The organism is Saccharothrix sp. CB00851 (genome assembly GCF_001905065.1).
In the GTDB taxonomy this organism is placed as follows: domain Bacteria; phylum Actinomycetota; class Actinomycetes; order Mycobacteriales; family Pseudonocardiaceae; genus Actinosynnema.
Window position 1 is genome coordinate 508,653 of sequence record NZ_LWLC01000001.1, and the last position, 25,951, is coordinate 534,603.

The 25,951-nt window shown below is 71.9% G+C and carries 30 protein-coding genes; 6 read left to right on the plus strand and 24 right to left on the minus strand.

The window, feature by feature from the left end; all coding sequences use genetic code 11:
* Nucleotides 1-110: 110 nt before the first annotated feature.
* The 7 genes from A6A25_RS02460 to A6A25_RS02490 all read right to left on the minus strand — a co-directional run bounded on the left by A6A25_RS02460 (nt 111) and on the right by A6A25_RS02490 (nt 8,181).
* Nucleotides 111-1,643 (minus strand): uroporphyrinogen-III synthase, encoded by a 1,533-nt coding sequence (locus A6A25_RS02460; RefSeq protein ID WP_073886031.1) that lies wholly within the window; start codon nt 1,641-1,643, stop codon nt 111-113.
* A 14-nt stretch (nt 1,644-1,657) separates the two neighbouring features.
* Nucleotides 1,658-2,617 (minus strand): hydroxymethylbilane synthase, encoded by a 960-nt coding sequence (gene hemC, locus A6A25_RS02465; RefSeq protein WP_073886032.1) that lies wholly within the window; start codon nt 2,615-2,617, stop codon nt 1,658-1,660.
* Nucleotides 2,614-3,936 carry a glutamyl-tRNA reductase gene (locus A6A25_RS02470; RefSeq protein WP_073886033.1) on the minus strand — a complete coding sequence of 441 codons (1,323 nt, stop codon included), beginning with the start codon at nt 3,934-3,936 and terminating at the stop codon, nt 2,614-2,616. Before A6A25_RS02470 ends, hemC begins: the two co-directional genes overlap by 4 nt.
* A 34-nt stretch (nt 3,937-3,970) precedes the next feature.
* On the minus strand, nt 3,971-4,741 hold the full coding sequence (locus A6A25_RS02475) for a redox-sensing transcriptional repressor Rex (protein ID WP_141980186.1): 771 nt from the start codon (nt 4,739-4,741) through the stop codon (nt 3,971-3,973).
* 166 nt (nt 4,742-4,907) lie between these two features.
* Nucleotides 4,908-6,398, minus strand: coding sequence for a molybdopterin-dependent oxidoreductase (locus A6A25_RS02480; RefSeq protein ID WP_073886035.1), 1,491 nt, complete (start codon nt 6,396-6,398; stop codon nt 4,908-4,910).
* A gap of 59 nt (nt 6,399-6,457) precedes the next feature.
* Nucleotides 6,458-6,694: a glutaredoxin family protein gene (locus tag A6A25_RS02485; protein ID WP_198932553.1), complete on the minus strand. Its 237-nt coding sequence runs from the start codon at nt 6,692-6,694 to the stop codon at nt 6,458-6,460.
* 5 nt (nt 6,695-6,699) lie between these two features.
* Entirely contained in the window at nt 6,700-8,181 is a 1,482-nt protein-coding gene (locus tag A6A25_RS02490) for an AMP-binding protein (RefSeq protein ID WP_073886376.1), read from the minus strand.
* A gap of 171 nt (nt 8,182-8,352) precedes the next feature.
* Here A6A25_RS02490 and A6A25_RS02495 point away from each other — a divergent pair, with 171 nt between their 5' ends.
* The 3 genes from A6A25_RS02495 to A6A25_RS02505 all read left to right on the plus strand — a co-directional run bounded on the left by A6A25_RS02495 (nt 8,353) and on the right by A6A25_RS02505 (nt 11,128).
* The gene (locus A6A25_RS02495; RefSeq protein ID WP_083667825.1) at nt 8,353-9,006 is read left to right on the plus strand and encodes a sigma-70 family RNA polymerase sigma factor; all 654 of its coding nucleotides are present in this window, start codon (nt 8,353-8,355) and stop codon (nt 9,004-9,006) included.
* A 100-nt stretch (nt 9,007-9,106) separates the two neighbouring features.
* Entirely contained in the window at nt 9,107-10,201 is a 1,095-nt protein-coding gene (locus A6A25_RS02500) for a DUF5667 domain-containing protein (protein ID WP_073886037.1), read from the plus strand.
* A gap of 39 nt (nt 10,202-10,240) precedes the next feature.
* On the plus strand, nt 10,241-11,128 hold the full coding sequence (locus tag A6A25_RS02505; RefSeq protein WP_073886038.1) for an HAD family hydrolase: 888 nt from the start codon (nt 10,241-10,243) through the stop codon (nt 11,126-11,128).
* Between the two features lie 60 nt (nt 11,129-11,188).
* Here A6A25_RS02505 and A6A25_RS02510 read toward each other — a convergent pair whose 3' ends face one another.
* On the minus strand, nt 11,189-11,368 hold the full coding sequence (locus A6A25_RS02510; RefSeq protein ID WP_073886039.1) for a DUF397 domain-containing protein: 180 nt from the start codon (nt 11,366-11,368) through the stop codon (nt 11,189-11,191).
* Nucleotides 11,365-12,210 (minus strand): DUF5753 domain-containing protein, encoded by an 846-nt coding sequence (locus A6A25_RS02515; protein WP_143192918.1) that lies wholly within the window; start codon nt 12,208-12,210, stop codon nt 11,365-11,367. Before A6A25_RS02515 ends, A6A25_RS02510 begins: the two co-directional genes overlap by 4 nt.
* 297 nt (nt 12,211-12,507) lie before the next feature.
* Between A6A25_RS02515 and A6A25_RS02520 the strand changes: the two genes are divergently transcribed.
* Both A6A25_RS02520 and A6A25_RS02525 read left to right on the plus strand, forming a co-directional pair.
* Nucleotides 12,508-12,717 carry a hypothetical protein gene (locus A6A25_RS02520; RefSeq protein ID WP_143192919.1) on the plus strand — a complete coding sequence of 70 codons (210 nt, stop codon included), beginning with the start codon at nt 12,508-12,510 and terminating at the stop codon, nt 12,715-12,717.
* A gap of 25 nt (nt 12,718-12,742) precedes the next feature.
* The gene (locus tag A6A25_RS02525; RefSeq protein ID WP_073886042.1) at nt 12,743-12,958 is read left to right on the plus strand and encodes a hypothetical protein; all 216 of its coding nucleotides are present in this window, start codon (nt 12,743-12,745) and stop codon (nt 12,956-12,958) included.
* 69 nt (nt 12,959-13,027) lie between these two features.
* Here A6A25_RS02525 and A6A25_RS02530 read toward each other — a convergent pair whose 3' ends face one another.
* The 13 genes from A6A25_RS02530 to A6A25_RS02590 form a co-directional block, all read right to left on the minus strand.
* A complete protein-coding gene (locus A6A25_RS02530) occupies nt 13,028-14,029 on the minus strand; it encodes a lysophospholipid acyltransferase family protein (RefSeq protein ID WP_073886043.1) in 1,002 nt (333 codons plus the stop codon).
* 32 nt (nt 14,030-14,061) lie between these two features.
* Nucleotides 14,062-15,099, minus strand: a complete 1,038-nt coding sequence (locus A6A25_RS02535) for an NAD-dependent epimerase/dehydratase family protein (RefSeq protein WP_073886044.1) — start codon at nt 15,097-15,099, stop codon at nt 14,062-14,064.
* A gap of 372 nt (nt 15,100-15,471) precedes the next feature.
* Nucleotides 15,472-15,573, minus strand: a complete 102-nt coding sequence (locus A6A25_RS02540; protein ID WP_015105422.1) for a 30S ribosomal protein bS22 — start codon at nt 15,571-15,573, stop codon at nt 15,472-15,474.
* 122 nt (nt 15,574-15,695) lie between these two features.
* The gene (locus tag A6A25_RS02545) at nt 15,696-15,899 is read right to left on the minus strand and encodes a helix-turn-helix domain-containing protein (RefSeq protein ID WP_053722699.1); all 204 of its coding nucleotides are present in this window, start codon (nt 15,897-15,899) and stop codon (nt 15,696-15,698) included.
* Nucleotides 15,900-16,019: 120 nt separating this feature from the next.
* Nucleotides 16,020-16,832: a pyrroline-5-carboxylate reductase gene (proC, locus tag A6A25_RS02550; protein WP_073886045.1), complete on the minus strand. Its 813-nt coding sequence runs from the start codon at nt 16,830-16,832 to the stop codon at nt 16,020-16,022.
* 49 nt (nt 16,833-16,881) lie between these two features.
* On the minus strand, nt 16,882-17,688 hold the full coding sequence (locus A6A25_RS02555; RefSeq protein WP_083667827.1) for a thioesterase family protein: 807 nt from the start codon (nt 17,686-17,688) through the stop codon (nt 16,882-16,884).
* Between the two features lie 8 nt (nt 17,689-17,696).
* Entirely contained in the window at nt 17,697-18,617 is a 921-nt protein-coding gene (locus tag A6A25_RS02560; protein WP_073886378.1) for a proline dehydrogenase family protein, read from the minus strand.
* Between the two features lie 147 nt (nt 18,618-18,764).
* Nucleotides 18,765-19,550, minus strand: coding sequence for a sugar phosphate isomerase/epimerase family protein (locus A6A25_RS02565; RefSeq protein WP_073886047.1), 786 nt, complete (start codon nt 19,548-19,550; stop codon nt 18,765-18,767).
* Complete coding sequence (locus A6A25_RS02570; protein ID WP_073886048.1) at nt 19,547-20,725, minus strand: hypothetical protein; 1,179 nt, start codon at nt 20,723-20,725, stop codon at nt 19,547-19,549. The genes A6A25_RS02565 and A6A25_RS02570 overlap by 4 nt, the downstream gene beginning before the upstream one ends.
* Nucleotides 20,725-21,735, minus strand: a complete 1,011-nt coding sequence (locus A6A25_RS02575; protein ID WP_073886379.1) for a Ppx/GppA phosphatase family protein — start codon at nt 21,733-21,735, stop codon at nt 20,725-20,727. The genes A6A25_RS02570 and A6A25_RS02575 overlap by 1 nt, the downstream gene beginning before the upstream one ends.
* Nucleotides 21,736-21,762: 27 nt before the next feature.
* Complete coding sequence (locus tag A6A25_RS02580) at nt 21,763-22,443, minus strand: response regulator transcription factor (protein ID WP_073886049.1); 681 nt, start codon at nt 22,441-22,443, stop codon at nt 21,763-21,765.
* A complete protein-coding gene (locus A6A25_RS02585; protein ID WP_073886050.1) occupies nt 22,440-23,639 on the minus strand; it encodes a sensor histidine kinase in 1,200 nt (399 codons plus the stop codon). The genes A6A25_RS02580 and A6A25_RS02585 overlap by 4 nt, the downstream gene beginning before the upstream one ends.
* Before the next feature lie 108 nt (nt 23,640-23,747).
* Nucleotides 23,748-24,593, minus strand: coding sequence for an oxidoreductase (locus A6A25_RS02590; protein ID WP_083667899.1), 846 nt, complete (start codon nt 24,591-24,593; stop codon nt 23,748-23,750).
* Between A6A25_RS02590 and A6A25_RS02595 the strand changes: the two genes are divergently transcribed.
* On the plus strand, nt 24,582-24,869 hold the full coding sequence (locus A6A25_RS02595) for a helix-turn-helix domain-containing protein (protein ID WP_083667829.1): 288 nt from the start codon (nt 24,582-24,584) through the stop codon (nt 24,867-24,869). The two genes, A6A25_RS02590 and A6A25_RS02595, sit on opposite strands and share 12 nt — an antisense overlap.
* On the opposite strand, the gene A6A25_RS02600 is transcribed toward A6A25_RS02595, so the two are convergent.
* Complete coding sequence (locus A6A25_RS02600; protein WP_073886051.1) at nt 24,870-25,616, minus strand: phosphoglyceromutase; 747 nt, start codon at nt 25,614-25,616, stop codon at nt 24,870-24,872. It abuts the gene before it with no gap.
* A gap of 115 nt (nt 25,617-25,731) precedes the next feature.
* Nucleotides 25,732-25,950, minus strand: a complete 219-nt coding sequence (locus A6A25_RS02605) for a hypothetical protein (protein WP_073886052.1) — start codon at nt 25,948-25,950, stop codon at nt 25,732-25,734.
* Nucleotide 25,951: the final 1 nt, after the last annotated feature.

Below are 25,951 nucleotides of genomic sequence, written 5' to 3' on the forward strand. Positions count from 1 at the left end.
GCCTAAGGCACTCGAACCCATGTCAAATCGGGCCTCGGTGTGACCGTTCCGGGTCCATTGTGGTCCCGGTCGGGTCCAGTCCCGGGCCCCGGCCCCGTGAGGGCGGTTGGTCAGGACCTGCGCAGGCGCTTGGTCTTGCGCGGGGGTGGGAGGGCGCCTTCGGCTCGCAGTCGGGCGGCGTGCTGGGCCAGGGCGTCGACGAGGGCCGGGACGTTGGCGTCTTCCGGTTGGACGTCGACGCGGAGGCCGAACTCGCGGGCCGTTTCGGCGGTCTGCGGACCGATGCACGCGACCAGGGTGCGGGCGTGCGGCTTGCCCGCGATGCCCACCAGGTTGCGGACCGTGGACGACGAGGTGAAGCAGACGGCGTCGAAGCCGCCCGACTTGATCATCTCGCGGGTGTCCGCGGGCGGTGGGGCGGCGCGGACGGTGCGGTAGGCGGTGACGTCGTCGATCTCCCAACCGCGTTCGCGCAGGCCCGCCGCCAGGGTTTCGGTGGCGATGTCGGCGCGCGGGAGCAGGACGCGGTCCACCGGGTCCAGGATGTCGTCGTACGGCGGGAAGTCCGCGAGGAGGCCCTCGGAGGACTGCTCACCGGACGGCACCAGCTCGGGGATGATGCCGAAGCTGCGGACCTTGGCGGCGGTCGACTCGCCGACGCAGGCGATCTTGACGCCGGAGAAGGCGCGGGCGTCCAGGCCGAACTCGCGGAACTTCTCCCAGACCGCGCGGACGGCGTTGGTCGAGGTGAAGACGACCCACTGGTAGCGGCCGTCGACCAGGCCCTTCACCGAGCGCTCCATCTGCGCGGGGCTGCGCGGTGGCTCGACGGAGATGGTCGGGACCTCGACCGGGATCGCGCCGTGGGAGTGGAGGCGGTCGCTCATCGCGCCCGCCTGCTCCTTGGTGCGCGGGACCAGGACGCGCCAGCCGTAGAGGGCGCGCGACTCCCACCAGGAGAGCTTGGTGCGGCCGGCGACGGCTTGGCCGACGGTGACGACCAGCGGGCCGCCCAGGTCGCCCGCGTCGGCGGCCAGGGAGGCGAGCGTGGTGTCGACGGTGCGCTGGCCGAAGCCGGTGCCGTCACAGGTCACCGCGACCGGCGTCTGCGGGGCCACGCCGTTCTCCACCAGGGAGGACGCGGCCTCGGCGAGGTGGCCGCCCGTGGCGTGGAGCACGAGCGTGCCGGGCGCGGCGGCCAGGCCGGACCAGTCGGTCACGCCCCGGACGTCGGCCTCGGTGTGCACGGCGCCCAGCGCGACACCCGCGTAGGCGGGCACGGCGGTGCCGGCGGGGACGCCGGGCACCACGTCGAAGGCGATCGTGGTCTTGGAGACCGCGTGGGCCTCCTTGACGACGGAATCGAGGGTCAGCGGGTCACCGGCTACCAGGCGGACCACGGCGTGGCCGTTCTTCGCCTCGGCGACCAGGTCCTTCGCGACGTCGGCGGGATCGCCCACGGCGGGTCGCACCTCGACGCCGTCGGGTACCAGCGCCACCACCTCGGCCGGGACGTCCGGGTCCGTGACCACGAGCTCCGCCTTGTGGAGCAGGTCGCGGGCCCGGACCGTGAGCAGCCCGGTGTCGCCCGGACCTGAGCCGACGAACGCGACTCGGCCGGGGGTCTTGCGTGCGCGGGTCATCAGGGCACTCCCCATCAACTACGCCCCGCCGGCGACGCGGTGGCGTGGCCGGAGAGGTCGAGCAACTCGGCGGCCAGCGCGCGGCCGAGTTCCTCTGCTGCGGTCAAGTCACCGGTGGCGGACGCACGGAGGAGGTCGCCGTCCTCCGTCGCCATGACCCCGCGCAGGGACAGGCGGAGCACGACTCGCGTCGACCCGTCCGCGTCTTCTGCGTCCATGAGGTCTTCCACCACATCGGCCAGTGCGCCGACCGGCGCGCTGCAGCCTGCTTCGAGCGCGGCCAACAGGGCACGCTCGGCAGCGACAGCGGCCCTGCTGGCCGAGTCGTCCAGAGTGGACTGGAGGAGGTGTTCGGTGTCGACGTCGTCGACCCGGCACTCCACTGCGAGGGCGCCCTGAGCGGGCGCGGGGAGCATCTGGATGGGCTCCAAGGTCTCGGTGATCTCGGCGGTGCGGCCGAGGCGGGCGATGCCGGCGCGGGCCAGCACGACGGCGTCCAGCTCGCCGTCGGCGACCTTGCGGATGCGGCTGTCGACGTTGCCCCTCAGCGGGACGACCTCGATGCCGAGGCCGAGCGCGTCGAGCTGGGCGGCACGGCGGGGTGAGCCGGTGCCCACCTTCGCGCCGGTGGGCAGCTCGCCCAGGGTCAGGCCGTCACGGGCGACGAGCGCGTCCCGCGGGTCCTCGCGGGGCGGGACGGCGGCCAGCGACAGGCGCGGGTCGCGCGCCGTGGGCAGGTCCTTGTAGGAGTGCACGGCGACGTCGATCTCGCCGTTCGCGAGCGCGTCGCGCAGCGCCGAGGTGAACACCCCGATGCCGATCTCGGCGATGGGTGCGGACGAGCGGTCACCGGGCGTGGAGATCGTGACGATCTCCACGGTCGCGCCCGCCTCGCGCAGCGCGTCGGCCACGTGGCCGGTCTGCGCGAGCGCGAGGGCGCTGCCGCGGGTGCCGATCCTCAGGGTGCGGTTCACCGCTTCTCACCTTTGGGTTGCGTCGAATGGGGGGTGCTGACGGCGGACGGCGCCTGCGGGTCGAGCCCGAACAGCTCGCGCAGCGCCTCGGCGTACCCGGCCCCACCAGGCGCCGCGGCCAGCTCCTTCACCCGCACGGTGGGGGTGTGCAGGAGCTTGTCCACCACCCGGCGCACGGTCTTGGCCAGCTCGTCGCGCACCGCGCCGGGAAGCTCGGGCAGCCGCGAGTCCAGGCGCAGCAGCTCGGCGTCCACGACCTCGGCGGCGCGCTTGCGCAGTGCCGTCACGGTGGGCGTGACCCCGGCCGAGCGCTGCCCGGCCAGGTAGGCGCGGACCTCCTCGGCCACGATCTCCGCCGCGCGCAGCGTGCCCTGCCCGGTCGGGGCGTCGGACAGCCGGCGCTGCAGGGTCTCCAGGTCGACCACGCGGACGCCGTCGAGCAGCGTCGCGGCCGGGTCGACGTCCTTGGGCAGGCCGAGGTCGCAGACGACCAGCGGCCGGTCCGGTGCGCGGTCGCCGATGTGCTCGGCGCCGACGACCGTGCCGACCGAGCCGGTGCAGGCGAACAGCACGTCCGCCTTCGCGACCTCGTCGGTCAGGGTGTCCAGGCCGGTGGACGTGGCGCGGACGCCGTCCGCGCGCAGGGCCGTGGCCAGGCGTTCGCCGTTGGCGGCCGTGCGGTTGGCGATGACGACCTCGCCGATGCCGGCGCGGCGCAGGTGGGCGGCGGCCAGGCCGCCCATGGAGCCCGCGCCCACGATGAGGGCCTTGCGGCCTTCGAGGGTGCCGAGCGCGGCGGCGGCGTCGGCGAGGGCTTCGGAGACGACGGACGCGCCGGCGTGGTCGATGTCGGTCTCGGTGTGCACGCGCTTGCCGACCCGCAGGGCGTGCTGGACCAGCTCGTGCAGCGTGCGGCCGACCACGCCCTGGTCGTCGGCGGCGTTGTAGGCGTTGCGCAGCTGGCCGAGGATCTGGGCCTCGCCGACCACCATCGAGTCCAGGCCGCCCGCCACCGAGAACAGGTGTTCGACGGCGGCGGCGGAGTAGTGCACGTAGAGGTGCTCGAACAGGTCGGCGGGCTCCGCTCCGGCCTGGCGGGCGAGCACCTCCACGACCTCGTTCATGCCGCCGTGGAACGTCTCGACGACCGCGTAGACCTCGACCCGGTTGCAGGTCGACAGCAGCACGGCCTCGGACACGCTCGGCGCCGTCAGCAGCTGGTCGAGGACCTTGCCGCGGTCGGCGTCGGCGACCGCGACGCGCTCCAGCACGGGAACCGGCGTGGTCCGGTGCGAAAGACCGACGACGAGCACGCTCATGCGCACACCACCGACCGGCTCACTACCCGCACGATCACGGGCGAATCACCACCCCGTCCACACCGATGCCGTTGACCACGTCACCGGCGGCCTCGTCAGCCCGTCGCGCGACGTGGAACGACAGGATCTGCATTTCGACCGCCAGGTCGACCTTGCGCACTTCGACGTAGTCCGGCACTTGGAGCACGACGGGTGCGAAGTTCAGGATGCACTGGACTCCGGCGGATACCAAACGGTCGCAGACGGCCTGAGCTGCCTGTGGGGGTGTCGCGATGACCCCGATCGAGACCTCGCGTTCCGCGCAGACGGTCGTGATGTCGTCGATGTGGTTGACCGGTATGCCGCCTACCGGCACTCCCGTGAGGTCGGGGTCGATGTCGAACAGCGCGGCGACCGGGAATCCCCGGCTGGGAAAGCCGCCGTAATTGGCCAGCGCGTGACCAAGATTACCGATCCCGACGACCGCCACCGAGTGCTTGCGGGTGAGGCCGAGGATGCGCTCGATGTGGCTGACGAGCACCTCGACGTCGTAGCCGACGCCACGCGTGCCGTACGAGCCGATGTAGGACAGGTCCTTGCGGAGCTTCGCCGAGTTGACCCCGGCCGCACCCGCCAGTTCCTCGCTGGAGATGGTCGTCACGCCCTGCTCGACCATGCCCGAGAGGACGCGGAGGTAGACCGCGAGCCGCGCCACCGCCGCCTCGGGGATCGCGCGTGCCCGCTCCCGGACGTCGGCGGGCGCTTCGGTACCGGTCTCCCCTGGGCGGGTCACGACACCGTCACCCTCGCCCCGCTGAGCCGCCACGCTGGAACTCCTCGACATCCGTCGCACTGACCCGCCGGGTACCGCCACCAGCGGAGTGATGCGACCACCGTACCGCTTGTGAACGCTTGCACAAAGTTGGCGACCGGACCGCGGACCCCCTGCGCCCCCGTGGGGTGAATTCCGCACCAGCACCTGTTCGGGTGATCTATCCCACGGTGAAGAAGACGCTGTGCCAGCCCGTCGCCCCGTCCGGCAGGGGTGCGACGCGGGCCTGCGGCTGGGTGAACCCGGCCCGGTCCGTGGCACGTACCTCGATGGTGTGACCTCCGGCCGGCAGGTCGAGCTCGACCCGCCACATGCGCCACGCCGAACCGTTCACCTCGGCGCCCAGGGTCGCGGTCCGCCACGGGCCGTTGTCGGCCCGGACCTCCACCCGGCCGATGCCGATGGGCTGGGCCCAGGCCACGCCGGTGGCGACGACCCGGCCGGAGACCGTGGACCCGCGTTCCGGGCGGTCGATCCGGGACATCACCTTGACCGGCGCCTCCCGCGCCCACGCGCGGTCGATCCAGTAGCCGCGCTTCGCCTCGAACGTGGTCAGCTCCAGGTCGACCACCGACTTCGTGGCCGAGACGTACCCGTACAGGCCGGGCACGACCAGGCGGGCCGGGAACCCGTGCTCCAGCGGCAGCGGCTCGCCGTTCATGCCGAGCGCGATGAGGGCGCCGCGGTCGGGTTCCAGGACGACGTCGACCGGCGAACCGGCCGTCCAGCCGTCTGCGCTGGTGGAGAACAGCTGGTCGGCGCCGTCCCGGACGCCGGCTTCCAGCAGGACGTCGCGCAGCGGCACGCCGACGAAGTTGGCGGTGGAGATGTAGGGGCCGCCGACCTCGTTCGAGACGCAGACCATGGTGACCGTGCGTTCGACCAGGTCACGGCGGCGCAGGTCGTCGTAGCGGAGGACGAGCTCGCGGTCGACCAGGCCGTGCACCCGCAGCTCCCAGTCCTCGGCGCGGACGCGCGGCACGCTCAGCGCCGTGTCGATCCGGTAGAAGTCCGCGTTCGGCGTGATGAAGGTGGGCGTGCCCTCGGCGGCGAAGTCCGCGCCCGGCGGGATCGGCGGTGCGGGCGAGGCGGGCTTGAGCTCGCCGACGGCACGTCGTGACGCCTCGACGTCCACCCGGCCGCCCGCGAACTGGCCGACCAGGGCGGCGAGACCCGTGGCGGCCGAGGTGATCAGGAACGCGCGGCGGCCGGCCGCGGGCTCGGTGGGGTTGGTGGTCGCGGCGTGCAGCCACCGGAAGACGGCGACGCCGGTGACCAGGGCCGCGATCGGGGCGAGGACGCCGAGTTGGCCCAGGTCGGGCCGGTACAGCACGGCGGCGACGCCGACGAGGCCCAGGACGACGGCCGGCACCGTGCCGGGCAGCGGCGTGCGGCGGGACAGCAGGCCCGCGGCGACGGCCACGCCCAGCAGGACGGCGGCCATGCCGAGCAGCAGCACGAGCTTGTCGTGGGTGCCGAACGCGCGGACCGCGAAGTCCTTCAGCGAGCTCGGCGCCAGGTCGATCGCGGTGTTGCCCACAGCCACGAACGGTGACGCCGACGGCCCGACCACGCCCGCGACGAGGTGCCCGGCCGCGAGGGCGGCGGCCACGCCGAGGAGTCCCACGAGGGCGGCGGTCAGGCGTGTCATGGGTCAATTCGACACCCGCGGCGCCCCTCGTGGCCGATTCCGTAAGCGGCCGGTAATCGTCAGCGCAGGGCGGCGCGCAGGCGGTCCTCCTCCACCGCCCAGTAGCCGTGCTCCTCGCCGTCGACCAGGATCACCGGCACCCGGTCGCCGTACTCGGCGCGCAGCTCGCGGTCGTCGTCGACGTCCTGCACGTCCCACGGCACGCCCAGCTCGCCGCAGATCCGTTCCAAGTCGGCTTTGGCCTGCTCACAGGCGTGGCAGTCGACCCGGCTCATCAAGGTGACGTGGTGGCTCACGGTGTTCAGGCTAGGGGTAGGCGCAGCCGGGCCCGCGCGAGCTTGCCGGTCGGCGAGTGCGGGAGCGCGGTGGCGAACTCGACCACGGTCGGGACCTTGAACTTCGCCAGCCGCCCGGCGCAGTGGTCCAGCACCGCGTCCTCGGTCAGCTCGGCGCCCTCGGCGGGCACCACGACGACCTTCACCGACTCGCCGGTCCGCTCGTCCGGCACGCCGACCGCCGCCGCCTCCGCCACGCCGTCCAGCTCGGCCAGCACCTGCTCGACCTCGTGCGGGTAGACGTTGAACCCGTTGACGATGATCAGGTCGCCCGCCCGGTCGACCAGGTGCAGGTCGCCGTCGGCGTCCAGGTAGCCGACGTCACCGGTGCGGAACCAGCCCTCGGCGTCCGGGCCGTGCGCGCCGTCCGGCCAGTAGCCGCTGAACAGGTTGTCGCCCTTGGCCGCGACCAGGCCGGTGCCCGGCTCGTCCTCGTCCTGGTCCAGCGGCCTGCCGTCGGTGTCGACCAGCCGGACCTGCACGCCGGGCAGCGCGCGCCCGACCGAACCGGCCTTGGGCGCCCCGCCGGCCAGGGTCGTGGTCAGCACGGGGCCGGTCTCGGTCAGCCCGTAGCCCTCGTAGACGGGCAGGCCGGTCGCGTCGCGCATGGCGTCCAGCAGGCCGGGCGCCAGTGGCGCGGCGCCGGAGGTGAACAGGCGGACCGTGGCGAGGTCCGCGCGGAGCCGTTCGACGGGCTGGGCCAGGATCGCCGCGTACATCGGCGGCACGCCGACCAGCGTGGTCACCCGGTGCTCGCGGATCGCGGCCAACGCCTGGTCCGGGTCGAACCGCTCCAGCAGCACGGCCGTCGCGCCCGCACCCGCCACCTGCAGCAGCCCGGGGCCGAGGCCGTAGACGTGGAACAGCGGCAGCGCGAGCAGCACCCGGTCGCCCGCCGTCACCGGGGCGGGGCGCAGGGACGCGCACTGCTCGACGTTGGCCAGCAGCGCCCGGTGCGACAGCATCGCGCCACGCGGCGAGCCGGACGTGCCGGAGGTGTAGCCGAGCACGGCCAGGTCCTCGCCCGAGCCGATGGCGGTGAACTCCTCGCCCGGCGCCATGGTCGGCGGGGGCAGCACGTCGACGTTCACCCCTCCGGAGTCGCCGATGAGCAGCTTCGCGCCGCTGTCGGCGACCAGGCGCTCCAGCTCGAGCCTCGGCTGGCCCGGTCCGGCGGGCACCAGCACGCCACCCGCGCGCAGCACCCCGAACACGGCGACGCAGAACTCCGGGCCGGTGGGCAGCCGCACGACGACCCGGTCACCGGGTGCCACGCCCGCCGCGGCCAGCCGGTGCGCCTCGCCGTCCACGGCGGCGTCGAGCTCGGCCCAGGTGCAGCTGTTCCGGGCTTCGCCGGAGGTCGTGACATCCACCAGCGCGACGTGCTTGGGTCCACGGTGCGCGGAGGCGCGAACCAGGTCGGCGATGTTGCTTGCGGGAGCGGTCAACGTGACCTCCTGGTGAACCACAGCGGACCTCTGCGCAGTCTGTCACGCGCGGGCGGCGTCACGCAGTGCCTCCGTCCGGGTCTCAGACTCGACACCAGTTGCCGCTACCTACTACGGAGTAACAACACGTATGCTGCCGGCACGGCGACTCTGTGGAGGTGCCGCGAGCCGATGACCGCACGGGCACGCGAGAACTCCGTCCGAACCATCCGGACGTTCCGGTCGAGGTGGAGCGCGGGAGGGCAGTCCAGCACGATCGAGAGCGTGGAGAGCAACGCGGCCGATGAGCCGTGGAACCTGGTCCGCGCCGCTCAGGGCGGCGACACGGACGCGTTCGGCGCGCTGTACGACCGGTACGTCGACGTGGTCTACCGGTACGTGCTCTTCCGGGTGAGCGACCGCACGCTGGCCGAGGACGTCACCAGCGAGACGTTCCTCCGCGCGCTGCGCAGCATCGGGTCCATCAGCTACCAGGGCCGCGACGTCGGCGCCTGGTTCGTCACGATCGCGCGAAACATCGTGTTCGACCACGTGAAGTCCAGCCGCTACCGGCTGGAGGTCACGACGGCCGAGCTGGCGGACAACCGCGAGGTCACCGACGGTCCCGAGCAGGAAGTGCTGACCGACGCGACGAACGCCGAACTGCTCCGCTGTGTCGCCCAACTAGGTGACGACCAGCGGGAATGCATCACCCTGCGCTTCATCCAGGGGTTGTCCGTGGCCGAGACGGCCGCGAGGATGGGCCGCAACGAGGGCGCGATCAAGGCCCTGCAGCACCGAGCGGTGCGCCGGTTGGCCCAGCTGCTGCCGACCTGGTTGCGGTGATCACCGTCGCACCACTCGTCGCTCGCGTAACCCCGGAACCTCCCGGTTCGTTGTTCGGGGCAGGATCGACTGGACAGTGCGGGATGGTTGGCCGAGCGGGATGGCAGGCAGAAAGATCACGCCGCTGTGGCGTCACAGGCAGCGCGAGCAGTTCGCTCGTGCGGTCGACGCGCGTCCCGGGTCGGAGCCGGAAGTCGAGGGCGACGAGTTCGCCGACGAGTTGGCCGTGGTCGCCCTGCTGCGGAAAGCCGCAGTCACGGCGGGACCCGACGAGGAAGCCAAGGCGCGGATGCGGGCCAGGGTCCTCGGCGCCGCACCGGCACCGCCCACGAAGCTCGACCAGCCGGTGCGGGAGCGCCGCACCGGGGCGCGCGGCCGATTAGTGGTGGCCCTCGCCGCGGCGCTGTGCCTGTTGTTCTCGCTGGCCGGGATGAGCCTGCTGCTCAGCCGGGACGCGTTGCCGGGCGACGCGCTGTACGGCGTCAAGCGCACCGCCGAGTCCGCCTCGCTCGGCCTGACCTTCGACGAGGAGTCGAAGGGCTACAAGCGGCTGGAGTTCGCCGCCGCGCGCGTCGCCGAGATCGAGACGATGGTCGACCGGTACCGGGAGTCCGGCGGCGGGCCCCTCGGTGGCTACCTGACCGCGTTGACCGACTTCGACGCCGACGCGGAGGCCGGTTCCCGCGTGCTGGCCGCCCTCGGCTCGAACTCGGACCAGCGCGCCCTGGAGGAGCTGCGCGACTGGGCCGAGGCGCAGACGACCCGGCTGACCGAGCTGCGCGTGTCCCTGCCGCCCGAGGCCGCCGACCGGGCGGGCACGTCGCTGGACCTGCTCGCCCGGATCGCCGAACGCGCGTCCGCGCTGCGCGCCAGGGCCGACTGCGGGTCCGTGACGTCCGGGCAGGTCGACCAGGTCGGCCCGCTGCCCGCCGAGGACGACTGCGCGGTGGCACCCGTCGACCCCGGCACGTCGCCGCCGGGAATGCCGTCCGTGCCGCCGTCCACGACCGCCGTCGCGCCCACCACGTCCGGCGAGGCGCCCGGTGCGACCGGCACCGGTACGCCGAGCGGTGTGCCGGGCAGCGGCAAGCCGTCGACCACGGTCCCGCCGACCACCACGACACCCGGCGGCCCGCTGCTGCCGCTGCCCACGTTGACGCTCCCGTCGCTGCCGCTGCCCGGCCTCGGCGGCTGATCGCTACCCTGTCCCCATCGGACCGCGGGAGGCGCTGACGTGGTGAAAAGGCGTGTGGTGGAGGGCTCGGCGGAACGGGAGCGGCGTGCCGCGCTGGCCGGGGCGGCCTCGGCCGAGGCCGCGCTCACGATCGCGCCGTCCGGGAGCGCGCCCACCGACCTCACCGCCGCCGCCTTCTTCGACGTCGACAACACCATGATGATGGGTGCGTCGATCTTCCACTTCGCCCGCGGGCTCGCCGCGCGCAAGTACTTCAAGAACTCCGACCTGGCCGGTTTCGCCTGGCAGCAGCTCAAGTTCCGGGTCGGTGGCCGGGAGGACCCGCAGAGCGTCGCGGCGTCGCGGGAGCAGGCACTGTCGTTCGTGGCCGGGCGGTCCGTGGCGGAACTGGTGTCGCTCGGCGAGGAGATCTACGACGAGCTGATGGCCGACCGGATCTGGGCGGGCACGCAGGCACTGGCGCAGATGCACCTGGACGCCGGCCAGCGGGTGTGGCTGGTCACCGCGACTCCGGTGGAACTGGCGCAGATCATCGCGCGGAGGCTCGGCCTGACCGGTGCGCTGGGCACCGTGTCGGAGAGCGAGGACGGCATCTACACCGGTCGGCTGGTCGGCGACCTGCTGCACGGCCGGGCGAAGGCGCACGCGGTCCGGGCGTTGGCCGCGAAGGAAGGCCTGGACCTGCGGCGCTGCACGGCCTACTCGGACTCGGTGAACGACGTGCCGATGCTGTCGGTCGTCGGCACGGCGGTCGCGGTGAACCCGGATTCCGGTCTGCGCGAGACGGCGCGCAAGCGCGGCTGGGAGATCCGCGACTTCCGCACCGGGCGGAAGGCGGCGAAGATCGGCGTGCCGTCGGTGCTGGGCGCGGGGGCGCTGGCCGGCGCCGTAGCGGCCACCCTGGCCTACCGACGCCGCGACCGCTGATCAGCCCTGAGCACGGGGCGAGGCACCCGAGTCGATGCGGCTACCTCGCCCCGCGAATCGTCAGCCGCGCTTGACAGTCGCGAGGAACGACCCGAACGCGTTCGGCGAAAAGGCCAGCGTCGGCCCGTCCGTGTTCTTGCTGTCCCGCACAGCGGTCCCCGTGATCGAGACCCGCAACTCCACACAGTTGGTGTTCGACGGGCTGCGGCTGCTCTTGCGCCAACCCTGGTTCTCAGTCATGTCAGTGCGTCCCTTACCTCTCGGATGAGCGCTACGGAATCGGACTCCGACAGCGCTACGCCGGCGGCATCGGCCCAGATGACCGCCAGCGCGTCCACGTCGTCGAGCATCTTCAGGCCAACGGGCAGGGCATCCGCGTACCCGGTGGCGGGCTCGTCCGGATCGGCGAACCGCAAGATCTGGATCGACATGCCTTCACCGCCGTAGCCGCCCACGGAGAACGGGATCACGCGGAGCGACACGTTGTCGGCCGAAGCCGCATCCACCAGCGCGTCCAGTTGATCCACCATGACATCGCGCCCGCCCACCACACGCCGGATCACAGCCTCATCGATCAGCGCCCGCAGCGTCAACGGATTAGCACGCGTCAGCAGCCTTTGACGCTCGGCGCGCTCAGCCAACGTCCGCTCCATCCACCCTTCGCCAGGTGTCAGGCGGTGTTGAGCCTCGACCATCGCGGCCGAATAGCGTGGCCGTTGCAGCAACCCCGGAAGCACGTAGCCGTCCAGCGTTTCTTCGCACTCGGCATCCACTTCGTCCACACGGAACTGCCGGTAGACCGGCTGCAACCCCTCGATGTGCCCGAGCGAGGACACGTCGACGTCGGCGACGTCCCAGAAGGCTTGGGCGTCACGGATCACCTCCGCGGGCGCGCCCCAAGCGGTCAGCATGGCGAGCACGTTGCCCCACCGCCCGCGATGCGTACCGGCCAGCAACCGGGACACCGTCTGCCGCGAGCACCGCGCCACCTCCGCGGTCTGCTCGATCGTGAGCGGGCTCGCCTCGAACCACGGTTTGACGTGGCGCGCGAGCTTCCGCTTACCCCTGGTAGTGCCCTGCATGATCCCCACCCTACGACCCCGGCCGTCTGCTCCCGCACGGTGCGCCGACTCAGGCGTTCGACAGCTTTCACCCATGCGGTGCCGTGCGAATGAACCTTCCACAGGATACTCTTTCAGCGCTGGCACGGCCGCCCATGAACCTTCCACCGGACCCGACGGGTTCCACCTCTCACCGGTGCGAAGGCAGGCCCAGGGTTCCGCGCCGGTGCGACGACCGGGTCGGGGTGACTGCCCCAGCCACCCCGACCCGGTCCCAACCAGAGGCTCGACGGGAGTGAGGTCGAGGTGGAGAGCAAATTGCCTCGTGTAGGCGAACTGAGGTACGTCCGGCTGTACGGCGAAGTGCAGGAGATCGTCGTCTCCGTTTTCGATGAACGGCTTGTCCGGGAACTCGGCGGGACGATCTCGGCGCGGCTCACGACCGGTCCTGACCGGGGCGTCTACCGGAACTTCTCCCCTGACGAGCTGAAGACGTCACCAGGTGCCTTCGCGCAGGACCGGCACTGATCAGCAGAAGGAGAGTTGTCCACCCATGGTTTCGCAGCCCGCGGACGCGGTCGAGCAGTCGTCGTACATCCGGATCCTGTCCGAGGCGGAGTTCAAGGAGTCCATCACCGAGGACGGCGACTACGAAGTCAGCTTCGGCCGCGTGGCGACGGTGGCTCTGACCCCCGACGCGGCGGAGAAGTTGTACTGGATGCTCAGCGCGAGGATTCCGGCACTTCGCGCGGCGGCCGCACGCATCTGATCCGGAGGAAGGGAGCGGAGTCCGCTCGGACGATGAGCCGAGCGGGCTTCGCCACGCGAAGCCCCGAAGTCAGCCCAGGAACACGTTCCGCCGCTGGGTGAGCAGCCGGTACAGGGTCTGCTGGATGGTCTCCCGCACCTGGTCGGTCAGGTTGAACACCAGCATCGGGTCGTCCGCCGCGTGCTCGCCGTAGCCATCGGTCCGGATCGGTTCGCCGAACTCGATGTACCACTTCGACGGCAGCGGGATGGCGCCGAGCGGGCCCAGGAACGGGAAGAACGGCGTCACCGGGAAGTAGGGGAAGCCGAACAGCCTGGCCAGTGCCTTGATGTCGCCGATCTTCGGGTAGATCTCCTCGGCACCCACGATCGAGCAGGGGATGATCGGCACGCCGGTGTTCAGCGCCGCCGACACGAACCCGCCCCGACCGAACCGCTGCAGCTTGTACCGGTCCTTGAACGGCTTGCCGATGCCCTTGAAGCCCTCCGGCCACACGCCGACCAGCTCACCGGACCTGAGCAGCCGTTCCGCGTCCGGGTTGCACGCCAGCGTCTGCCCCGACTTGCGCGCCAACGCGCCGAGCACCGGGGTCTTGAACACCAGGTCCGCACCCAGCATCCGCAGGTGGCGGCGTTTCGGGTGCTCGGACCGGACCGCCATCGCGGTCATCGTCGCGTCCAGCGGCAGGGTGCCGGAGTGGTTGGCGACGATCAGCGCGCCGCCCTCGCCGGGCACGTTGTGCAGGCCGATCGTCTCGACCCGGAACCACTTCTCGTACAGCGGCTTGAGCGGTGGCATCAGGACGTGGTCGGTCAGGTCCGGGTCGAAGCCGAACTCGTCCACCTCGTAGTCGCCCCGCAGGCGCCTGCGGGCGAACGCCAGCAGTTCCGCCAAGCGCTGCTCCCAGCCCTCCGGCTCGACCGCGTCCTGGGCCTCCGGTGCCTCTTCCGGGGCCTCCGCCACGGCCGGCTCGGGCACGGGAACCGGCCCGAGGGCACCGGCCGTGCCGCGCCGTCGCCGAGCGGCCTCCCGGTCGGCACCGTGCAGCGGGATCACCCGTGCCTCTTCCACGTGTCCACCTCCTCGCCCTCGATCGGAACCCGCTAGCGGAGCCTGGCGGCCAGGTCGAGCACACCGCGCTCGACGGACGCCACCAGACCCGGGTCGATGAGCGGACGCAGCGCGCGCCCGCTCACGTAGTCGTCGAACGCCTGCTGGGTGGTCCACCTCGGCGTGAAGCCGAACTCCTCCTTCAGCAGGGTCGTGTCCACCACCCGGCCCCAGTTCAGGAACCTCATCTGGTCCGGGGAGAAGTCCACCAGCCGCGCGCCCCGGAAGAACCGGCCCATCGTCGGCACCGCCGCGCTCGGCACGGGCAGGCTGATCCGGCCGGCCCGGCGGATGGCCTGCGACAGCATCAGCACCCCGTCGCCGCCCACGTTGTAGACACCGGGCAGGTCGTGCAGCGCCGCGCGTTCCAGCACCGCCAACGCGTCCTCCGAGTGCAGCAACTGCACCCTGGCGTCGTAGCCCATCACCGTCGGCACGACGGGCAGGGCGAAGTACCTGGTCAGGACCGTGTCGATGCGCGGGCCGATGAAGTTGGTGAACCGCAGCGCGGTCACGTCCACGTCCGGCCTGCGGCGCGCGAACCCGCGCACGTACCCCTCGACCTCGACCGCGTCCTTGGCGTACCCGCTGGACGGCAGGTCCTTCGGCCCCATGTCCTCGGTGAACACGGCCGGGTCGCGGGAGCTCGACCCGTAGACCGCGCTGGTCGACTTGACCACGAGCTTGCGCACGTGCGGCGACTTCTGGCACGCGGCCAGCAGCTGCATCGTGCCGATGACGTTCATCTCCTTCATCACGGTCCGCCCGGACGGGCCGGCCGGGTTCGCCGTCACCGACGCGTGCACGACCGTGTCGACGTGCGCGGTGGAGATGACCTTCGCGATGAGGGGGTTGCGGATGTCGGCGCGCACGAACTCGGCGCGACCCATGCGGCGCAGCAGGTCCCGTGACGGCGGTTCGGTGTCCACGCCGAGCACGCGGTCGATGTCCGGGTTCGCCGCGAAGCGCGCGGCGAGGTGACCGCCGAGGTAACGGCTGCAGCCGGTGACGAGAACGACCTTGGGCGCCATGCGACTCCCTGTGCGGGTGGTGCGACCCGACGATGCTATCCGGGATCCCGCAGTGGGATCGGCCGTGGAACGCCGTCTTGACGCAGGTCACCGAGGCTTTACCGGTGAATCACCCGGATGGCGGGACGGCCCACCCGGGCTGCAACGAAGACACCGCCAGTCCCGCGACCGAGGGTCGGGGACTGGCGGTGCCAGTGCCGCGACCGGCAACCTTCACCGCGTCTTCCGGCGCTCAGCAGGGCGCCTCGCGGCACCGGCCCCACGCCCCCATCCGACCAGGATGAGGACGTGGGGCCGGCACCACGATCCACCCGTCTGACCGGCGGAACACGGGGCAAAGGCTGCCGGTCACGGCACTGGAACCCGCAGGGGCTACTTGCCGCGCTTCCTGCGCTGGACCCGCGTCTTGCGCAGCAGCTTGCGGTGCTTCTTCTTCGACATGCGCTTGCGGCGCTTCTTGATGACCGAGCCCATGCGGGTTCCTTCACTACTAGACGTTGGTGGTCTCCACGCGCCGGTGGAGACACCCGTCAAGTGGGCGCGCCGACACCAGGCACGAACGGCCTATGAGTTTACCCGGCTGCCCGCGCGCGCTCTCACCCGGCGTCGAAGTAGGCGTTGCGCAGGTACTCGTGCACCGCCTTCTCCGGCACCCTGAACGACTTGCCCACGCGCACCGCCGTCAGCTCACCGGAGTGGACCAGGCGGTACACCGTCATCTTCGACACGCGCATCATCAGCGCGACCTCGGCGACCGTCATGAATCTGACTTGACCGAGCGACTTCTCCTCCGCAGGCATGGATCACCGCGTCCTTCGACACGCGTCGTGCCGTCGGCTTCCCCACCGACGGTTCGACACGCACGTGCTGCCTTGAGGGTAACGGGACGGGTGGGACTGGTGCGACGGCCAATGGCGGTATCAGTCCGCCTCGTGGGCGCGTCCCAGTTCCACCGAACGGTCGCGTGCCGCTTCCAGGGCCGCCAGCATCGCCGCGCGCACGCCGTGCCGCTCCAGCTCGCGGATGGCCATGATGGTGGTGCCGGCGGGCGACGTGACGGCCTCGCGCAGGATCGTCGGGTGCTGCCCGCCCTCGCTGAGCATGGTGGCCGCGCCGACCGCCGACTGGATGATCAAGCTGCTGGCCAGGTCGCGCGGGATGCCGAGCAGGATGCCCGCGTCGATCATGGCCTCGACCAGGTAGAAGAAGTACGCCGGGCCGGAGCCGGACAGCGCGGTGACGGCGTCCTGCTGGTTCTCCGGGACGCGGGCCACCTTGCCGACCGTGGTGAGCAGCTCCTCGACCAGGTTCAGGTGCTCGTCGGTGGCGTACTTGCCCGCCGAGATGGCGCTCATCGCCTCGCCGACGAGCATCGGGGTGTTCGGCATGACCCGGACCACGGGGGTGTTGTCGGGCAGCCTGCGCTCGTACAGGGACGTCGGCAGGCCCGCGCACAGCGACACCACGAGCGTGCCGGGCTTGAGCACGGGCGCCAGCTCGTCCAGCAGCGGTTCGATGTCCTGCGGCTTGACCGCGACCACGAGGACGTCGGCCCGCTGGGCGGCGCCGGGCACGTCCAGGCCCTCCACCCCGTACCGCTCGGTCAGCGCGGCGGCCCGTTCCGGGTGCTTCTCGGTGAACAGCAGCTCGTCGGCCTTGCGCCCGCCCTGCAACAGCCCCGACAGCAGCGCTTCACCGATCTTGCCGGCACCCAACACGGCGATGGTCGTCATGCGCCAAGCGTGCCACGGTGGCGCAACGGCAATACCGCAGGTCCCCGGGTCAGGTGGCCGGTGTCAGCGCCAGCTGCCGCGCCTGGCACACCAGCCGCCCCGCCGAGTCGATCACCACGGCGTCCTCGTCGAACCACTGCCCGTGCACCGCGCTGCACGACACCCGCACGCGCAGCCACCCCGGTGCCGGGTTCGCCCGCAGCAACGCCGTCAGCTGCACCGTCGGCGACCACCCGAACCGGCCCAGGTTGAACGTCACCGGCATCGAGACGTCCCCGGCGATCAGCGCGAAGTACGGGTCCGGCCGCTCGCCCAGCGGACGGGCCCACAGCCGCAGCACCAGCGGGTCGCCCACCCGCCCGGTGAGGAAGCCGGCGCCTTCCTGGTCCAGCCGCACGTCGCACACCGCGCCGAGCTTGTACACACCGCCGGAGCCCATGGACGCCAGGTCGATCGCGTCCGCGGGCGGCGCGGCGGGCATGTCGGGCAGGTCCGCGTAGTCCGGCGCGGCGATGGGCATCCGCCCGACCGTCACCACCGACTCCACGCAGCTGCGCCCCCGCTGCTCCAGCTTCGTGGCCACCACGGTCGCCGTCCGACCCGCCTTGCGCACCTCGGTCCGCACCAGCACCGGTCCCACCTCGGGCGCGCGCAGGAACTGCGTGCTCACCGCCAGCGGCGCCAGGTCGTCGGCACCGGGCACGGCCGACCGCGCGCTGTCCACCGCCGCCCGTGCGACCAGGGCCAGCAGGAACCCGCCGTGCGGCTTGGGACCGATCGTCCACTCGGCGGGCAGGGACGCGGTGTACGTGCCGTCGCCCAGGGGGCGGACCGCACTGGCTACCGAGAAGGACACGAGGCTCCTCACGAGCGGCTGACCAGCGAACGCAGGAAGAACGCGACGTTGGCCGGTCGTTCGGCGAGCCGGCGCATCAGGTACCCGTACCACTGGCCGCCGAACGGCACGTAGACGCGCACGACGTGCCCTTCCGCCGCGAGGTGCCGCTGTTCGCCGGTCCGGACGCCGTAGAGCATCTGGAACTCGAAGTCCTCGACCGACCTGCCGTACCAGCGGGCGCGTTCGGAGACGATCTCGACCAGCTGCGGGTCGTGGGTGGCGAACATCGGGTAACCGGAGCCGGCCAGCAGGACGTTGGCGCAGCGCACGTAGTTGAGGTCGACCTCGTGCGGGTCGACGTGGGCCACCGACGGCGGTTCGGCGTAGGCGCCCTTGCACAGCCGGACGCGCGTGTCGGCGAGTTCCCGCACGTCGTCGAGGGTGCGGCGCAGGTACGCCTGGAGCACGGCGCCCACCGACGGCCAGTGGCGGCGCAGTTCGGCGAGCACGCGCAGGGTCGCGTCGGTGGTGGTGTGGTCCTCCATGTCGAGCGTGACCGTGGTGCCCGCCTGCTCGGCCGCCGCGCAGACGCGGGAGGCGTTGTCCAGCGCGAGCGTCTCGCCCAGGCCGAGGCCGACGGCGGACAGCTTCACGCTGACCTCGGCGTCCGCGGCGAGGCCGACGTCGTGCAGCCGGTCGAGCAGCTCCAGGTACGCGCGCACGGTGCGTTCGGCGGTGGCCCGGTCGGTGGTGTTCTCGCCCAGGTGGTCGAGGGTGACGCGGAGGCCGTCGCCGATCAGCCGGCCGGCGGCGTCGATCGCGTCGGCGGTGGTCTCGCCCGCCACGAACCGGCGCACCACGTCACGGCTGACGGGTGCGGTCGCGACGACCCGGCGCACCGCGTCGTTGCCCGCGGCGGCGAGGATCAACGTGCGCAACGGGTTCACGATCAAGACCCTAGCCGCTGACCGGCGGCGAAGCCGCTGCGAGTTGGCCCGCCGTCGACCTGAGCGTTGAATTCGGGTGTTCTGAACGTAGGACACGCGTGCGCTGAACGTAGGACACGCGCGTGCTGAGCGTTGGACTCTCGCGGTTCAGAGGTGCAGGCGGGCGAAGAGGAGCGATTCGGAGAGCAGCTCGGCGCGTTCGGCGGGGGTGCGGGCGCGGCGGGTGTTGACCTCCAGCACGACCTGGCCGGTGAAGTCCGTGCGGGTCAGGTGGGACAGCAGCTCGCCGCACGGCTGGGTGCCGCGGCCGGGCACCAGGTGCTCGTCCTTGGGCAGCCCGGAACCGTCGGCCAGGTGCACGTGGGTCAGCCCGTCGCCCATGCGCTTGGCCAGCTCCATCGTGTCCTGGTGCGCGGCGGAGGCGTGCGACAGGTCCAGCGTGTAGTTCCGGTGGCCCACGTCGGTCGGGTCGATCGACGGCCGGAACGCCGTGACCTGCACCGATCGCCCCCGCCCCAGCGGACGCCGCACCGGGAACATGTTCTCCACCGCGATCGCCACGCCGCTGGCGTCCTCCAGCGACGCGACCAGGTCGGCGAACCCGTCCGCGTACCGCCGCTGCCACACGAACGGCGGGTGCAGCACGACCGTGCGCGCACCCAGGTCGGAAGCCGCCTGGACGCTGCGCCGCAGCCGCTCGACCGGGTCGGGCGACCACACCCGCTGGCTGATCAGCAGGCACGGCGCGTGCACCGCGAGCACCGGCACCGCATACCGCTTGGACAGCCGTTCGACCGCCTTCACGTCCTGGCTCACGGGGTCGGCCCACACCATGACCTCGACGCCGTCGTATCCCAGCTCGGCCGCCGCCTCGAACGCGGCACCCGCGGGCTGCGGCCACACGGCCGCGGTGGACAGGCCGACCGGGATCAAGAGTTCACCAGCAGCATCGCCGCGGGCGACACCGTCACGATCAGTCCGACCAGCACGGCCAGCACGGTGGTCTGCAGGTCGTCGGCCCGGCGGATCTTGCGGACCATCATCACCAGGCCGACGGTCACCGCCAGGGCCACCACCAGCGCCGCGGGCGCGGCCGTGCGCCACAGGAAGTTGAAGCCGAGCCACAGCGCCGCGCCACCGATCACGCCCGCCGCGAGCTGCCCGATCATGAGCAGCCACTCCTTGCCGGCCGAGCGGTCGGCGGGGCGCTCGTCCTCGGAGTCGTCCAGGTCGGCCAGCCCGGCGGGCCCGTCGTCGTCCGGCTCGCGGCGCTGGAAGCCCCGGCTCGGGTAGTCGTCGTCTTCCTCGTCCAGGTCGACGTACGGGTGGAACGCGGTGCTCTCCTGCTCGACGACCTCTTCCGGCTCGTCGTCGCCGAACCAGTCCTCGGCGGTCTGGTCGGGCAGCGGTTGCGGCAGCCTCGGCGGCGCGGGCGGCACGATCAGCACCGATTCGGTCGGCAGCGACTCCAGCGGCACGTTCGGCGTGAGCTTGTCGGCGATGCGCGGCATCACCTCGGTCACCGGCTCGCGAGCGGGCGGGCTCGCCACCGGCGGCTTCACCACCGGCGGCGCGCCGGGAGGCGGCCCGGGACGCACCAGGTTCGAGCGCGACGGCTCGGGCTTGACCGGCGGTTTCGGCAGGGTGGACCGGGACGGCTCGCCCTGGTAGTCGGCCACGATCGGCGGCACGACCCTGGTCTCCTCGGCCGGGTCCACCTCGGGCGCGCGTCTGCGCCCCGTTTCGGCCTTCTTCGGCGGCTCCAACCGGGACACGGGTGGTTCGAGCCGCGAGACCGGCGGCTCTAGCCGGGACACCGGCGGCGGAGGTGGCTGGTAGGCCGTGCGCTCGGCCTCGACCGGACGTTTCCGCTGGGGCAACGGCGCGGGTGGGGGCGCGGCGGGCGGCTCGGGCTCGTCCCGCAGGGCGCGCAGCCTGCCGCTGTCGGAGTTGACCCGGTCGATGATGGCCTGCGGAGCGGTGTCCGAGGACTCTTCGGCCCGGCGCCGTCGCCGACGCGGCGTCACCTCGCCGGAGCCCCCGCCGTACTGGGCGAGCAACTCCGCGACGGTGCGCTGGGTCTGCTCCGACTCGCTCTCTCGACTCATCAACTCCACCGTGCCCCGTGGCGGCCAGTCCGTCCAGTGTCACCCGTCCGGCGGGTGCGGTCCGGCGGGGTGTCCAGGTCCGAACCATTAGTGTGGTCCAGCCGACGCAGGATGACACCTTCCCGCAGCGCCCAGGGGCAAATCTCCAGCTCGTCCAGTGACAGGGCTCGCATCGTGGCCTCCGCCACCAGGGCACCCGCCACGAGCTGGTGGGCGCGGCTGGTGCTCACCCCTTCGAGCTCGGCCAGGTCGGCCGCGGACATCCGGGAGATGAACGCGATGAGCTGCCGCAGGCCCGCGTCGGTGAGCACGCGCCGCGCCCGCGGACCGGCCGACGACGGCGCCGCGCCGGTCAGCCTGGCCAGCGTGCGGAACGTCTTCGAGGTCGCCACCACGCGGTCGGGGACACCCACCCGGCGGATCTTCTTCGCCACCGGCGCCAGCTGCTCGGCCAGCCACTCGGTGGTCTCGCGCACCTCGGCCCGGGTCGGCGGGTCGTGGCGGAACCGGGTCCGGGTCAGCCTGCCCGCGCCCAACGGCACCGAGAACGCCTCCTCCGGCTCCTCGTCCACGCCGACGGCCAGCTCCAGCGACCCGCCGCCGATGTCCAGGCACAGCAGCCTGCCCGCCGACCAGCCGTACCAGCGGCGCACCGCGAGGAACGTGTACCGCGCCTCGTCCTCGCCGGTCAGCACCTGCAGGTCGACCCCGGTCTCGGCGCGCACCCGGTCCAGCACCTCGGCCGAGTTGCCCGCCTCGCGCACCGCGGACGTGGCGAACGCCATCAGGTCCTCGCAGCCCAGCCGCTCCGCCGCCGCCTTGGACGCGGCGACGGTGCGCACCAGCTGGTCGGCGCCCGCACGCCCGAGCAGCCCGGAGCCGTCCAGCTGCTCCGCGAGGCGCAGCACGGACTTCTCCGAGCTCATCGGCGTCGGGTGGGCACCACGATGAGCGTCCACCACCAAGAGGTGGACGGTGTTGGACCCGACATCAAGCACCCCTAGGCGCACGCGGTGCACCGTACCTGGTCGGGATGATCAGGATTCGAACTTGTATCCCAGTCCGCGCACGGTGACCAGGTGGCGCGGCGCCGACGGGTCGGGCTCGATCTTCGACCGCAGCCGCTTGACGTGCACGTCCAGGGTCTTGGTGTCACCGACGTAGTCCGCGCCCCACACCCGGTCGATCAGTTGGCCACGGGTCAAGACCCGGCCCACGTTGCGCAGCAAGTACTCCAGAAGGTCGAATTCCTTGAGCGGCAGGCTGACCTCGGTGCCGTCGACGGTCACCACGTGCCGCTCGACGTCCATCCGGACCGACCCCGCCTCCAGGACCTGCGGCAGCAGCTCCTCGGACTCGCCGCCGCGGCGCAGCACCGCGCGGATCCGGGCGATCAGCTCGCGGGCCGAGTACGGCTTGGTGACGTAGTCGTCCGCGCCCAGCTCCAGGCCGACGACCTTGTCGATCTCGCTGTCCCGCGCCGTGACCATGATCACCGGCACGGCGGAGCGCGCGCGCAGCTGCTTGCACACGTCCGTGCCGCTCATCCCGGGCAGCATGAGGTCGAGCAGCACGATGTCGGCGCCGTTGCGGTCGAACTCCTCCAGCGCCTCCTGGCCGGTGGCCGCGAGCGCAGCGGTGAAGCCCTCCTTGCGCAGCAGGAAGGCGAGCGGATCGGCGAAGGACTCCTCGTCCTCCACGATGAGCACCCTGGTCACAGCTCTCCTCCGTGGTTGCTGCCCGCGCCGCTCGGCACGGGGCTCGCCAGCTCCTGTGTTGGCAGGTCCTGGGTCGGCTCGTCCTGGTCGGGATGGGCCGGGATGCGCAGCGTGAACGTGGAGCCGGTGCCCGGCAGGCTCCACAGCTTCACCTCGCCGCCGTGGTTGTTGGCGACGTGCTTGACGATGGCCAGGCCGAGCCCGGTGCCGCCGGTGGCGCGGGAACGGGCCTTGTCGACCCGGTAGAAGCGCTCGAACACGCGGGTCTGCTGGTCCTCGGCGATGCCGATGCCGCGGTCGGTGACGGCGATCTCCACGAAACCGTCAACGAGCTTGCGGCTGACCGACACCGGGCTGCCCGGCGGCGAGTACGCGACCGCGTTGTCGAGCAGGTTGCTCAACGCGGTGACCAGCAGCGTCCGGTCGCCCTCGACCTCGAGGCCGCTGGGCTCGTCGGTGGTGATCTCGATGTTGGCGGACTCGGCGGCCAGCTTGGAGCGGCTCATCGCCTCGTCGACGACCACGTCGACCTCGACCCGGCTCAGCTCCGGCAGCTTCTCCGCGCCCTGGAGCCGCGACAGCGCGATCAGCTCGGTGACCAGCGTGCCCAGCCGGGTGGCCTCCTGCATGATCTTGGCGCTGAACCGGCGGACCTCCTCCTGGTCGTCCGCCGCGTCCAGCACCGCCTCGGCCAGCAGCGCGAGCGCGCCGACCGGTGTCTTCAGCTCGTGGCTGACGTTGGCCACGAAGTCGCGCCGGGTCGCCTCCAGGCGCACCGACTCGGACTCGTCGGAGGCGTCCACCACGACGAAGCCCTCGGTGAGCACCTTGACGGTGGCGTGCACGGCCTGCGGCTGGCGGCCCTTGATGACCTCCAGCGACGACAGGTCCACCGCCACCACGCCCCCGTTGCGGCGGGCCATCTCGGCGGCCCGTCTGGCCCGGTCGTCCACCCGGTTGTTGCGCACCACGCCCAGCTCCTCGGCACGGGCGTTGTGCAGCACGACGTCACCGAAACCGTTGAGCACGGCGATGCCGTCGGGGGACGAGTGGACGACCCTGGCCATGAGCTCGGCGACGGTGAGGCCACGGGGGCGCGTGTCGCGGACGCGCGCGGTGGCCCGTCCGACGAGAAACGCGGTGCCGCCGATCAGCAGAGCGCCGATCGACAGGACGAGGTAACCCGTTGCGGTCACAAGCGCATCGTAAGCAGGTCAGGCGGGGTACGGCCTAGAGCTCACGCCTGGTTCGTGACTCCTACGACACCGTCCGGGTCCGAAGTTCTCCCCGGAGTCGACCGCCGTTCACCCAATCGTGTCCAATTGAGCCAGGTCGTGTTCGGACAGGTGCAGATCCGCGGACGCCAGGTTCTCCTCCAGGTGACGCGTGGAGGACGTGCCGGGGATGAGGAGCACGTTCGGGGCGCGGTGCAGCAGCCACGCGAGGGCCACCTGGCGGTCGGTCGCGCCGTGCCGCGCGGCGACCTCGCCGAGGACGCCGTGCCGCAGCGGCGTGAACCCGCCGAGCGGGAAGAACGGCACGTAGGCGATGCCCTCGGCGGTGGTGCGGTCGAGCATCCCGTCGTCACGGCGCTCGGTGACGTTGTAGAGGTTCTGCACGCACACCACCGGCGCGATCCGCAGCGCCTGGTCCAGGTGGTGCTCGCGGACGTTGCTCAGGCCGAGGTCGCGGATCAGGCCCTGCTCGCGCAGCTCGGCGAGCACGGTGAACGGCTCCTCGACCGACTCCGGGTCGGTCTCGCCGCCGATGCGGAGGTTGACCACGTCCAGCCGTTCCAGGCCCAGCCGGCGCAGGTTGTCGTGCACGGCGTCACGCAGCTGCTGCGGCTCCCGGGCGGCCACCCAGTCACCGTCCGAGGTGCGCCGGTAGCCGACCTTGGTGACGATGGTCAGGTTCTCCGGGTAGGGGTGCAGCGCGGCCTTGATCAGCTCGTTGACCACGTACGGGCCGTAGAAGTCGCTGGTGTCGATGTGGTCGACGCCCAGCTCGCGCGGCACATGGCCGACCACGGCGCGGACGTGCGGGTCAGCGCGCACGACGTGAACGAGACGATCGTGCTGGACGGCCGGGTGGTGATCCTGGCCGGCGACGAGTCGCGCGGCGCGCGCAGCTATAGCGTGATCACGCAGCCCGAGGTGGTGCACGGGATCACGTCGCTGTTCGAGGCGGCGTGGCGGGCGGGCAGCGCGCTGGCCGTGCACGAGGCGGACATGGCCGAGCTGCGGCAGTTCGTGCCCGGGGTGCTGGACGCGCTGAACCGGGGCTGGACGGACGAGACGGCGGCACGCGCACTGGGTGTGTCCCTGCGCACGTACCGCCGTCGCGTGGCGGAGCTGATGACCGCCCTGGGTGCCTCGTCCCGGTTCCAGGCCGGTGCGCGGGCCCGTGAGCTGGGCCTGGTCTGACTACCTACCCTGGTTGGCCACGGCCTTGATGGCGTCGGCCGCCGCGTCCGGGTCGAGGTACTCGCCGCCCGGCTTGATCGGCTTGAGCTCCTCGTCCAGGTCGTAGCGCAGCGGGATGCCGGTGGGGATGTTCAGGCCCGCGATCGCCTCGTCCGAGATGCCGTCGAGGTGCTTGACCAGGGCGCGCAGCGAGTTGCCGTGCGCGGCGACGAGCACGGTCTTGCCCCTGCGCAGGTCCGGCACGATCGCGGACTCCCAGTACGGGATCATCCGCTTGACCACGTCCAGCAGGCACTCGGTGAGCGGCAGGTCGGGGCCGAGGTCGGCGTAGCGGGGGTCGCTGTCCTGGCTGAACTCCGTGCCGGGCTCGATCGGCGGCGGCGGGGTGTCGTAGGAACGGCGCCAGAGCATGAACTGCTCCTCGCCGAACTCCTCCAGCGTCTGCTTCTTGTTCTTGCCCTGCAGCGCGCCGTAGTGGCGCTCGTTGAGCCGCCAGTCCCGGCGGACCGGGATCCAGTGCCGGTCGGCCGCGTCGAGCGCGAGGTTGGCGGTGCCGATGGCCCGCCGCAGCAGCGACGTGTGCACCACCTCGGGCAGCACGCCCGCTTCACGCAGCAGCACGCCGCCGCGCTTCGCCTCGTTCACACCCTTCTCCGAGAGGGGGACGTCCACCCAACCGGTGAACAGGTTCTCCGCGTTCCAGACGCTCTCGCCGTGGCGGAGCAGCACCAGGGTTCCGACAGCCATGGGCGTCAGCCTGCCAGATGGACGGGCCCGGCTCACGCCGGTGGTGGGTGTGATCTTGATCGGTGCAGCGACCGGGCCGGGGTCGGGCCTCGGACGGGCCCGACCCGAAGCCTGATCAGCCGCCGAGGCCACCGAGCGCGCCGCCACCCAGACCGCCGGTGAGACCACTGGTCGCCTGGCCGAGCAAGCCGCCGACGACCTTCTGTACGGCGGCCAGCGGGCTGATGCGCGGGACGTTGTCCATGGCGGAGGTGGTCGCGTTGGCCGCCGGAGCGGCGAGCAAGATGACGGCGGTGGCGCCGGCCGCGACGGCCAGCCTTCCGAGGATGCGCATG